Source organism: Mesorhizobium sp. P2_D1, assembly GCF_056404455.1.
This window is the reverse complement of the sequence record NZ_JBFUDZ010000005.1, coordinates 83990-94530: the sequence shown is the minus strand read 5'-3', so window position 1 is coordinate 94530 and position 10541 is coordinate 83990. Positions and strand designations below refer to the sequence as shown.

Annotated in this window: 11 protein-coding genes and 1 pseudogene; 7 read left to right on the top strand and 5 right to left on the bottom strand. The window is 63.6% G+C overall.

The genetic code is table 11. The features are described 5' to 3' along the window. Positions 1–19 precede the first annotated feature (19 nt). Together AC1D0I_RS06720 and pcaQ are read right to left on the bottom strand one after the other, a co-directional pair. A pseudogene (locus AC1D0I_RS06720) lies at positions 20–1295 on the bottom strand (ABC transporter substrate-binding protein). Between the two features lie 142 nt (positions 1296–1437). After that, positions 1438–2355, bottom strand: a complete 918-nt coding sequence (gene pcaQ / locus AC1D0I_RS06715; protein WP_477393883.1) for a pca operon transcription factor PcaQ — start codon at positions 2353–2355, stop codon at positions 1438–1440. Between the two features lie 93 nt (positions 2356–2448). On the opposite strand from pcaQ, the gene pcaD reads away from it, so the two are divergent. The 6 genes from pcaD to pobA are packed head-to-tail and all read left to right on the top strand — an operon-like array spanning position 2449 to position 7254. Continuing rightward, positions 2449–3258: a 3-oxoadipate enol-lactonase gene (pcaD, locus tag AC1D0I_RS06710; protein ID WP_477393882.1), complete on the top strand. Its 810-nt coding sequence runs from the start codon at positions 2449–2451 to the stop codon at positions 3256–3258. Next, positions 3251–3658: a 4-carboxymuconolactone decarboxylase gene (pcaC, locus tag AC1D0I_RS06705; protein ID WP_095080935.1), complete on the top strand. Its 408-nt coding sequence runs from the start codon at positions 3251–3253 to the stop codon at positions 3656–3658. The genes pcaD and pcaC overlap by 8 nt, the downstream gene beginning before the upstream one ends. Further along, positions 3648–4403, top strand: coding sequence for a protocatechuate 3,4-dioxygenase subunit beta (pcaH, locus tag AC1D0I_RS06700; RefSeq protein WP_477393880.1), 756 nt, complete (start codon positions 3648–3650; stop codon positions 4401–4403). Before pcaC ends, pcaH begins: the two co-directional genes overlap by 11 nt. Then, a complete protein-coding gene (gene pcaG / locus AC1D0I_RS06695) occupies positions 4403–5017 on the top strand; it encodes a protocatechuate 3,4-dioxygenase subunit alpha (RefSeq protein WP_477393878.1) in 615 nt (204 codons plus the stop codon). The genes pcaH and pcaG overlap by 1 nt, the downstream gene beginning before the upstream one ends. 12 nt (positions 5018–5029) lie before the next feature. After that, positions 5030–6082: a 3-carboxy-cis,cis-muconate cycloisomerase gene (locus AC1D0I_RS06690; RefSeq protein ID WP_477393876.1), complete on the top strand. Its 1053-nt coding sequence runs from the start codon at positions 5030–5032 to the stop codon at positions 6080–6082. Beyond that, positions 6082–7254 carry a 4-hydroxybenzoate 3-monooxygenase gene (gene pobA / locus AC1D0I_RS06685; RefSeq protein WP_477393874.1) on the top strand — a complete coding sequence of 391 codons (1173 nt, stop codon included), beginning with the start codon at positions 6082–6084 and terminating at the stop codon, positions 7252–7254. The genes AC1D0I_RS06690 and pobA overlap by 1 nt, the downstream gene beginning before the upstream one ends. Here the strand turns inward: pobA and AC1D0I_RS06680 are convergent. Both AC1D0I_RS06680 and AC1D0I_RS06675 read right to left on the bottom strand, forming a co-directional pair. After that, positions 7251–7649 carry a GFA family protein gene (locus tag AC1D0I_RS06680; RefSeq protein ID WP_477393872.1) on the bottom strand — a complete coding sequence of 133 codons (399 nt, stop codon included), beginning with the start codon at positions 7647–7649 and terminating at the stop codon, positions 7251–7253. The genes pobA and AC1D0I_RS06680 overlap by 4 nt on opposite strands. A gap of 294 nt (positions 7650–7943) precedes the next feature. Beyond that, a complete protein-coding gene (locus tag AC1D0I_RS06675) occupies positions 7944–8414 on the bottom strand; it encodes an NUDIX hydrolase (RefSeq protein WP_477393870.1) in 471 nt (156 codons plus the stop codon). Between the two features lie 187 nt (positions 8415–8601). Between AC1D0I_RS06675 and AC1D0I_RS06670 the strand changes: the two genes are divergently transcribed. Further along, positions 8602–9135 (top strand): sterol desaturase family protein, encoded by a 534-nt coding sequence (locus AC1D0I_RS06670; RefSeq protein WP_477393868.1) that lies wholly within the window; start codon positions 8602–8604, stop codon positions 9133–9135. Positions 9136–9159: 24 nt separating this feature from the next. Here AC1D0I_RS06670 and rsgA read toward each other — a convergent pair whose 3' ends face one another. Then, positions 9160–10224, bottom strand: coding sequence for a ribosome small subunit-dependent GTPase A (rsgA, locus tag AC1D0I_RS06665; RefSeq protein WP_477394028.1), 1065 nt, complete (start codon positions 10222–10224; stop codon positions 9160–9162). Between the last annotated feature and the right edge of the window lie 317 nt (positions 10225–10541).

The following is a 10541-nucleotide window of genomic DNA, read 5'->3' as shown; positions in this document are numbered from 1 at the left end:
GATCCTCGTCAGCGGTCCATCAGCCGTTGTAAGGCACAAGCTTGGCTTCGACGGGCACTTTCGGGTCCGTGGCATTCTCGGTCACGACATAGTCGAGCGGGAACTTGGCTCCTTCCTTGGCGGCCACCCATTGCGTGCCGATGATCGGGCCGGGAGAGACATTGGCAACCGGGCCGCTGGTGAAGTCGACCTTGCCGATCATCGTCTCGGTCTTGAGCTGGCTCAGCGCCTTGGCCACCGCGGCCTTGTCCTTGGCGTCGCTGCTTGCCTTCAGCGCTACGAAGCCGGCGTCGAGCAACGACATCGAGGCGCCAAGCTGCTGCGTCCACTGCTTGCCGCTCGCCGCCTCGTAGCCGTCGGCCAGCTCGGTTCCCGAAACGCCGGTCAGCGGCGACTTGTAGGGGAAGGCCTTGTGCCAGTAGGCGGCACTCGAAATCTTCATGCCGAGATCGCCGAGCGCTTCGATGTCGGATGGGAACAGGCCGGTCTTGGCGACCTGGCAGATCTTGATCTGCTTGATCAGCCCTTGCTGTGCCGCCTGTCGCCAGAACGCCGCGAAGTCCGGCGGGATCGGGAAGGAATTGAAGATCTCGACGCCTTCCTGCTTGAACAGCGCGATCTGCGAGGAATAGTCGGTGGTGCCGGTTTCATAGGCGCCGGGATCGACGATGGTGAACCCTTGCTTGGCCAGCAGCGGCGCCAGATTGGCGCGCCTTTTTGTTGGTCTCGATCAGGTTCCATTGCGAGATGTAGGTCTTGAAGAACTCGCCGACGCCGAAGCCGAAATGATAGGTCCATTTGAACGGCGAGGGTGCACCGGGCTTTGCGCCGCGGCCGAAATACCAGGCCTCCCAAGGCATGACTGTCGACAGGCACGGCACCCCTGCGGCTTCGCAGGCGTCGGCCACCGGGTTGATCACCTCGGGCGTCGRCACGGCCAGCATCAGGTCGATGGCCTGGTTGTTGATCAGGTCCTTGGCCAACTGGCCGGCGCGCGATGGGTCGGACTGCGTGTCCTGGTCGAGGATTTCAACGCTGTACTTCTTGCCGCCCAAGTCGAGGCCGCCGGCCAGCGCCTTGCGGGCCAGATCGAGCACGTAGCCGTCGGTCTGGCCGAAACCGGCGAGCGGCCCGGTGCGCGGACTGACGAAGCCGACCTTGAGCGTGTCGCCTGCTTGAGCAAAGGCGCCGCGGCCGCCAAGCGCGAGCGCTGCGCCGCCGGCAATCGATGTGGCGATGAACTGGCGTCGCGATAGGCCCGGAATGGTGGATCTGCTGCCAATGGCGTGGGTCATATTTTCCTCCCTCTGTGGCTCCTCCATCGTCACAGTGCACCACCGGTTTGGTTCGGTAAAATGATATTTTGCGGTGTTTCATTAACCCCTGGGTTAGGAAACTGCCCGGCCGAGACGACGTCCGGTTGGAATGTCCGAGACGTCAGCTGCCTTGCCTTGCCGCTTCGCGGATGGTCTGCAGCAGGATGGAGAAGGCCGGCGAGGGCGCGGTATCCGTCCGCATGGTCAGGCCGACCGGGCCCTTGGTTTCCTCGGTGTTGACCGGCAAGGCGACGAAGGCACCGCTGCCCAGTTCATTGGCAACGACGCCGGCCGAAATGATCCAGACGGCATTGCTCTGCCGCAGGAAGGCGCGACCGAACGAGTCCGAGACGGTTTCGATCTCGGTTGCCGGCGCGGTCATGCCGTTGGTGATGAACAGCCGGTCGACGAAGGGACGGATGACGGATTCCCGCGTCGGCATCAGCATCGGGAATTCGTCGAGGCGCGCGAACACGTCCTGCCCGGGATCAAGCAGCGGATGTCCCGCTCGCACCACGAACAGCACCTGTTCGGAGTAGAGGTGCTCGAAGAAGAAGCCGGTCATGTTCTCCGGCGCTGCCAGCCGCCCGACAACGAGATCGAGCGCGCCGGTGCGCAATTGTTCGAGCAGCACCGCGTTCTCGCCGGTGACGATCTTGATCGCCGCCCCGGTGCCCTCCTTGAGAAACAGGGTCATGGCGAGCGGCATCACCCGCGCTGACACTGTCGGCAGCGCGCCGATGCGGATCGGGTGCCGGTTGACCGCCCCATCCTGCCGGACGGAATCGACACCTTGCTTGAGCGCCGTGATCGCCGTGCCGGCATGGCGAAGGAAGATCTCGCCGATGCGCGTCAGCCTGATGCCGCGGCCATCGCGTTCGACCACCGCCACGCCGAGCGCCTCTTCCAGTTCGCGCAACGTCTTGGTCACCGCCGGTGGGCTGACATGCAGCAAATCGGCCGCTCGCGCCACGCTTCCTTGCCGTGCAACTTCCAGGAATGCCTGCAGGTGACGGAACCGGATGCGGCTCTCGGACATGGATTTGATAACCCCTAAGTTAATGAAACGGCGCAAAATATCATTTTACCGAACCAAATGCCTTGTGCAATGTGGAGATGGAGGATCGAAATCGTGCCATTCGTCACCATCGGCGGCATCACGCTGCACCACCGTCACGTCGAGGCGAACGGCAGCGCGCGCCCGATCGTGTTCATCAATTCGCTCGGCACCGACTTCCGGATCTGGGACGAAATTGTCTCGGCTCTTGATGGGGAAATGCCTTTGCTGGTCTATGACAAGCGCGGCCACGGCCTGTCCGACATCGGCGACATCAGGTCGATCGACGATCATGTCGACGATCTCTCGGCGCTCCTCGATCATTTCGGGTTGGAGAAGGTCGTACTGTGCGGCCTGTCGGTGGGCGGCATGGTCGCGCAAGGCCTCTACGCCAGGCGACCCGAGATCGTCGAGGCCATGATCCTGTGCGACACGGCCCACAAGATCGGCACGACGGACAGCTGGAACACGCGCATCGCAACGGTCGAAAGCAGAGGGATCCAGGAGATTGCCGATGGGGTGCTCAAAGTGTGGTTCACCCCCAGCTTCCACGCAACGCGTTCAGCCGAGCTCGACGGCTACTGGAACATGCTGACCAGGCAGGCGCTCGCCGGCTATCTCGGGACATGCGCGGCCGTTCGCGACGCCGATTTCAGCGAGGCCGCGCGCCGTATCTCCGTACCGACGCTTTGCATCGCCGGTGATCAGGACGGCTCGACGCCTCCCGATCTTGTCCGCTCGCTGGCCGCTCTCATTCCCGGCGCGCGCTTCGAGATCATCCGCGACGCCGGACATATTCCCTGTGTCGAACAGCCCGAAGCACTTGTCGCCCTGATCCGCCATTTTATCGCATCGCTTGCCCTTGGAGCCGAAACCCATGGATGAAGTCCCCGGCAACACCGCCAGATATCGCACGGGCCTTGGCGTACGGCGGTCCGTGCTCGGCGATCCGCATGTCGACCGGGCCGAGGTCGCCGCCACCGGTTTCGACCAGCCTTTCCAGGAGCTGATCACCGAGGCCGCCTGGGGGACGGTGTGGGCACGGCCGGGCTTCACCAAGCGCGAGCGCTCGATCGTCACGCTGGCGTTGCTGGCAGCACTCGGCCATGATGAGGAGGTCGCCATGCATGTGCGCGCCACCGCCAACACCGGTGCCTCGCGCGACGACATCTGCGAAGCGTTCCTGCATGTCGCCATCTATGCCGGCGTGCCGGCCGCCAACCGTGCCTTCAAGATCGCCAAGGACGTGTTTTCGGAAATGGACGGAGCCAAGAATGCCCGCTGAGTCCGGATCGAACCGGAAGCCCGAGACCGGCGCCTTTTTCCAGCGCGACCGGACCTGGCATCCGCCGGCGCTGACGCCGAACTACAAGACTTCCGTGTTGCGTTCGCCGCAGAAGGCGCTGCTCGCCTTCGATAACACGCTGTCGGAGATTGCAGGGCCGGTCTTCGGTCACGCTATGCTCGGCGAACTCGATGGCGACCTGATCCACAATTTCGCCAGACCCGGCGAGAGGGCCATCGGCGAGCGCATCATCGTCCATGGGCGGGTGCTCGACGAACGTGGCGTTGGCGTGCCCGGCGCGCTGCTCGAATTCTGGCAGGCCAATGCCGGCGGCCGCTACCGTCACAAGAAGGACGGCTACCTGGCGCCGCTCGACCCGAACTTTGGCGGCTGCGGCCGCGCCATCACCAGTGAGGATGGCGGCTATGCCTTTCGCACCGTCAAGCCCGGTCCCTATCCTTGGCCGAACGGGCCGAACGACTGGCGGCCATCGCACATCCATTTTTCGGTCTTCGGCCATGGCTTCGCGCAACGGCTGATCACGCAGATGTATTTCGAGGGCGACCCGCTGATCTGGCACTGCCCCATCGCGCGCGGCATTCCCGACAAGGCAGCGATCGAAACGCTGATCGCCGCGCTCGACATGCAATCGACGATCCCCTTCGACGCGCGCGCCTACAAGTTCGACATCGTGCTGCGCGGGCGCCGCTCCTCGCTGTTCGAAAACAGGCTGGAGGGCAATTGATGGCCCAGTCGCTCGACCGGCTCAGGGAAAGCCCCTCGCAAACCGCGGGACCCTACGTCCATATCGGGCTGACGCCCAATTTCTGCGGCATCGGCGGCGTCTATGCGAGCGATCTTGGTGCGACCATGGTCAACGACAAGACCAAGGGCGAGCGCATCGGCCTGCGCATCCGCGTGCTCGACGGCACCGGCACGCCGCTCAAGGACGCGCTGGTCGAGATTTGGCAGGCGGATGCCGACGGGCTTTACAATTCGCCGGCGGAACTGCGCGGCACGGCCGATCCGAACTTTTTCGGCTGGGGCCGCTGCCCGACAGACATGGACACCGGCCTGTGCACGTTCGACACCATCAAGCCGGGTCGCGTGCCTTTCGCCGATGGCCGCCTGATGGCGCCGCATATCACGCTCTGGATCGTTGCCCGTGGCATCAATCTCGGCCTGCACACACGGCTCTATTTTTCCGACGAGGAGAAGGCCAATGCGCAGGATCCGATCCTGGCGCGCATCGAGCACCGCATTCGTGTACCGACGCTGATCGCCGAGCGCACCGGCGATATCTATGTCTTCGACGTCCATCTCCAGGGGGAGAAGGAAACGGTCTTCTTCGACAGCTAGGAGGCCCGCGCCATGACCGTTTCGCCCTTCGACCATCCATTGCTCTCCGCTCTTCTCGGCGACGAGGAAGCGAGCCGGCATTTTTCCGTCGAGGCGGAAATCGAGGCGATGCTCGCCTTCGAGCGCGCGCTGGCGGACGTGGAGGCGGAAAACGGACTGATCACGGGGGAGGCGGCAGCAGCCATCGTGGCGGGGCTCAGCACATTCCGGCCCGACACCGCCTTGTTGCGCGCCGGTGTCGCCAGGGACGGCGTCATCGTGCCGGAATTGGTGCGCCAGATCAGGGCAGCGGCCGGCGAACCGCATGGTGCCTCCGTTCATTTTGGCGCGACCAGCCAGGATGTCGTCGACACAGGCCTGATGCTTCGGCTCAAATCCGTCGTCGAACATCTCAGCCTCCTGTTGACCGAAACCGGCATGCGCCTCGCCTCACTCGAAGAGCGCTTCGGGGGCAGGGCGCTGACGGGGATGACGCGCATGCAGCCGGCGGTTCCAATCAAGGTGGCGGATCGCATCATGGCGTGGCGCGTGCCGCTGCAACGGCATCAGCAGAGATTGTCGGAACAGTCGAGGCGCCTGTTGGTGGTGCAGTTCGGCGGCGCGGCCGGCACTCTGGAAAAGCTGGATGACAAGGGGCCGGCGGTGCGCGCGGCCCTTGCGGCAAAGCTTGGCCTTGCCGATGCGCCGCAATGGCATAGCCAGCGCGACGCGCTCGCCGATTTCGCCGGCTGGTTGTCGCTGGTGACGGGCAGCCTCGGCAAGTTTGGCCAGGACATCGCGCTGATGGCGCAAGGCGGCACCGATATCGGGTTTTCGGGCGGTGGCGGCTCGTCGGCCATGCCGCACAAGCAGAATCCGGTAAAGGCCGAGGCGCTGGTGGCGCTGGCCCGTTTCAACGCCACGCAGCTTTCCGGCATGCATCAGGCCGTGGTGCATGAGCAGGAGCGTTCGGGCGCGGCCTGGACGCTGGAATGGCTGCTGCTGCCCCAGATGGTGGTGGCGACAGCCGCGTCGATGCGCCTTGCCGCCGAACTGGCCGGGCAGGTCGAAAGCCTGGGACGCTGATGCGCACGCAGATCGTCATCGTCGGGTCAGGACCGTCCGGCCTGCTGCTCGGCCAGCTTCTTTGCACGATCGGTATCGAGACGGTCATTTTGGAGCGCGCCAGCCGCGAGCATGTGCTCGGCCGCGTGCGCGCCGGTGTGCTCGAACAGGGTACCGTCGAACTGCTGGAGGAAGCGGGTGCCGCGGCACGGCTGCACGCCGAAGGGCTGCCGCATGCCGGCATCTCGCTCGCCTTCGACGGACGCCTGCACCGCATCGACATCGAGGCGCTGACCGGCGGCAGGCATGTCACCGTCTACGGCCAGACCGAAGTGACGCATGATCTGATGGACAAGCGCGATGCGGCAGGACTGACCACGATCTACGAGGCGGCAAACGTCACGCTGCACGATTTCGACGGCAAGGCGCCTTTTGCCACCTATGACAAGGACGGCGTCACCCATCGCATCGAGTGCGATTTTATTGCAGGCTGTGACGGCTATCACGGCGTCAGCCGCAAATCGGTGCCTGAGCGCGCGCTGAAGACCTTCGAGCGCCACTATCCGTTCGGTTGGCTCGGCGTGCTGGCGGAAGTGCCGCCGGCCGATCACGAACTGGTCTACGCCAACCACGAGCGGGGCTTTGCGCTGTGCTCGATGCGCTCGACGCATCGCAGCCGCTACTATGTCCAGTGCCCCGAGGGCGACCGCGTCGAGGCGTGGTCCGACGACCGCTTCTGGGACGAGTTGCGTCGCCGGTTGCCGGAGCAGACGGCGGCAAGCGTCGTCACCGGTCCGTCCTTCGAGAAGTCGATCGCGCCGCTGCGCTCCTTCGTTGCCGAGCCGCTGCGTTTCGGCCGGCTGTTCCTGGTCGGGGACGCCGCCCACATCGTGCCGCCGACCGGCGCCAAGGGCCTCAACCTCGCCGCCAGCGATGTGCGCTACTTGTTTGCCGGTTTGCGCGACTTCTACCGCGACAAATCGATGGCCGGCATCGACGCCTATTCAGGCAAGGCGCTGGCACGGGTCTGGAAGGCGGTACGCTTCTCCTGGTGGATGACGACGATGCTGCACCGCTTTCCCGACACCGGCGATTTCGGCCAGCGCATCCAGGAGGCCGAGCTCGACTACCTCGTACACTCGCGTGCAGCGTCGACTGCGCTCGCCGAGAACTATGTCGGCCTGCCTTACTAGTTTTTCGTATAGTCAGGCCCAAACCGTGTCGGCAGGCCGTCGGCGAGTTTCAACCAAGGGAGCTTCTCCTCAAAAGCGACATGCAGCGTGGGTACAAATTTTCCCGGCTCCTCCATCGCTGCGGCAAAAAAATGCATGACACCGGACATGTTCTTTGAGCGGAAGGACAGCGGCGAGCCACATTCATCGCAAAATGTTCTTTCCACACCGGGAGAAGAGTTGAATACCTTCGGTGGCTTGCCCAGCCATCGCCAGTGGCTGTCCAGGACGCCAATGTAGGTGGTCATCGGCGCAGAGCATTGGCGCCGACAACTTTCACAATGACAGCTCACGCATGCTTGTGCCGGGCCATCGACTTCGAAAGCAATAGCGCCACATAAGCAATGACCGCGCATGCAAATTCTCCTTGAGTCAACTGACCAGACCAATAATTTGTACCGGGAGCAGTGAGAGAGTCGCCATGAGATACGCCGAGCTGGCGCTCAATTGCGACATTCGGCGTTAGTGATTGTTCTCGCGTGCGCGGGGAGTTGTTTTGGCCTTGGCGGCCATCAGATTGGCGCTTCGCCTTTAAGAGTCCGCGGCCTGATGCAGGTCGCCCAAAAATGGTCCCGGTCTTGGGACAACGACATGCATAAAACATAGCCTCAAAGCGCGGCGCGCTATAAGGGCCGCACCGCCGGCGATCATCATTCGGCGTCTTTTTGCCTGGCAAGATCCGACAGCATCGGTCGCTGCCCCTTGAGGATCTTGACCTCGGCCTCGGGCAAGGCGAACCAGCCGGCTCTGTCGACTTCCGGGAATTCCTTCATCGATCCCGACCTTGGCGGCCACTCCATGGTGAAGGTGTTGCTCCTGATGGCTGCCACATCGATGTCGATACGCGTCTCGACGGACCACGCCACGACGATCTTTCCACCCGGCTGCCTGTAGTCGCCGAGCCGCGTGAAGGGACCATCGACCTTGATGCCGAGCTCTTCCTCGGTCTCGCGTCGCGCCGCCGTCAACTCGTCCTCGTTCTCATCGACGAGGCCCTTCGGTATCGACCACGCGCCATCGTCCTTCTTCGCCCAGAACGGTCCGCCCGGATGAACCAGCAGCACCCGAAGACCGCCGTCGTCTTGGCGGTAGATCAGCAACCCCGCACTACGTTTTGCCATTTTTTAATGTCCGTTTGTAAAGCTGATTGCGAAGGCGGCGGTCCACCGATTCCCTGGTCATGGGCGCCGACCTTGCGCCGAATGATTGCGACGCTATGTCAGGTGCGACTGCATTGCTCCTCTTCCGCGAGTCCGGCAATCTGACCATCGCTTATTTGGCGGCTCGAAGGCTAGATGAGGCGTGACGATGCAACTCGGGCTTATTGGCTACTACAGCGACTTCGTGGCGTACCCGCTGGTGATCGCCGTGCTGGCAGTGGCCGGGCTGATCGAGGCCGGCGAAGACAATGCGCCGGGCTGGATAGTCACTGTCGTCGCCTGCCTCTTGCTCTGGACGCTGACCGAATACGTCCTGCACAGGTTCGTCCTTCACCACATTCCCTACATCAAGGACCTGCATGATCGTCATCATGTCGAAGAGCGCAGTTCGGTGGGCACGCCGACCTGGCTCAGTCTGGGAGTGCATGCGCTGGTCGCGTTTTTCCCGGTCTGGATGATTTCAGGCTTCGCCGCCGCAAGCGCGGTAAGTTGCGGGCTGATGCTGGGCTACCTCTGGTACATCAGCGTCCATCACATGATCCATCATTGGCATCCCTCCCATCCGAGTTATCTCTACACACTCAAGCGCCGTCACGCCGTGCATCATCATGTCGACGAAACGGTCAATTTCGGTGTCACGTCCATATTCTGGGATCGTGTTTTCGGCACGGCGCGGCTCTGAAGCCAGGGGCAGTGCCTCGGTCGTTCAACGCCTTTTTCCGCGACCGCCGGGGGATTTGGCTCCGCGAGGTCCGCTCTGAACCGGCGTGTTGCTCTGGTTTTCGTCGGACAGTTTCCGCCAGCGGGCAAGACGCTCCGGATCGAGCGTGCCTGCCTTCAAGGCAGCCTGCACCGCGCAGCCCGGTTCATGCACGTGGGTGCAGTCGCGGAACTTGCAGAGCGGCGCGAGCTCGGTGATTTCGGCAAACAGCGTGTCGATGCCGTAGGCGACGTCGCTGACCTGCAGCGTCCGCATTCCCGGCGTATCGATCACCCAGCCGCCACGGGCAATGGCGTGCAGCGACCGCGACGTGGTGGTGTGGCGCCCCTTGGCGTCGTGTTCGCGGATGTCTCCGGTCTGTTGCGGCAAGCGCTGGCCCGATCCGGCCAGCGTGTTGACCAGGGTCGATTTGCCGACGCCGGAGGAGCCCACCAGCGCGACCGTCTGGCCAGCACCGCACCAGGCGGCGAGCGCGGTCGCCGCATCCGATGTGCGCGGATTCAGCGTCACCACCGCCAGGCCGCGTTGCAGCGCGGCAGCCTGCCGCTGATACGCCTCGGCATCGGCTGCGGTATCGGCCTTGGTCAACAGGATCACCGGCGTCGTTCCGGCTTCGTTGGCCAGCGCCAGATAGCGCTCGAGCCGGGCTGGATTGAAGTCGGCATTGCATGAGGTGACGATGAACAGCGTGTCGACGTTGGCCGCTGCCAGCTGCGGCACCCTGCCGCCCTGGGTGCGGCGTTCCAGCACCGTCTTGCGGGTCAGGCGGCGCTGCACAAGCCACTCATGCGCGTCGACGAGCACCCAGTCGCCAACGGCATAGTCGCCGGTGTTCGCCTGCGCCGGCAGCGTGAGATCGATTGGCCCTGCCTGGGACAGGCCGGTCAGGCGGTCGCGATGGACCGTGGCGATCCGCGCAGGGACGAGATTGGCTTCGCCGGGTTCGAGCTGGTCGCCGAAAAAATCCGTCCAGCCCAGGCTGGCGAGAGATGGCACGGAGGGATCCGTCACGGCTTTGCCCGGGGGTACGGCGTCGCAGACATCGGACAGGATCCCTGGCAGGTGGGGCGTGAACGGGGCGGGGGCGATTGCCCAGCCGTGTATGGGCGGCACGGCGGCATTTGGCAAGCCGGACCCTTGCCGATGGCCCGCGCGGCAAGCATCTAGTCGGAACCTATCCCGTCACACGGCGATCTGGAATCCCGACGCACGACGGGAGCCTTCGTTCTGATCGAGGAATGTCATTTTTCATATCGTCAACAAATAAATTGACGCTCGTAATGTTTTCGCGCTGTACTGGAAACTGTGAAAATTGACTGAATAAGTTCGGCCAAGCATTGCCGCCTTCGGACAACGGCCGCATGACT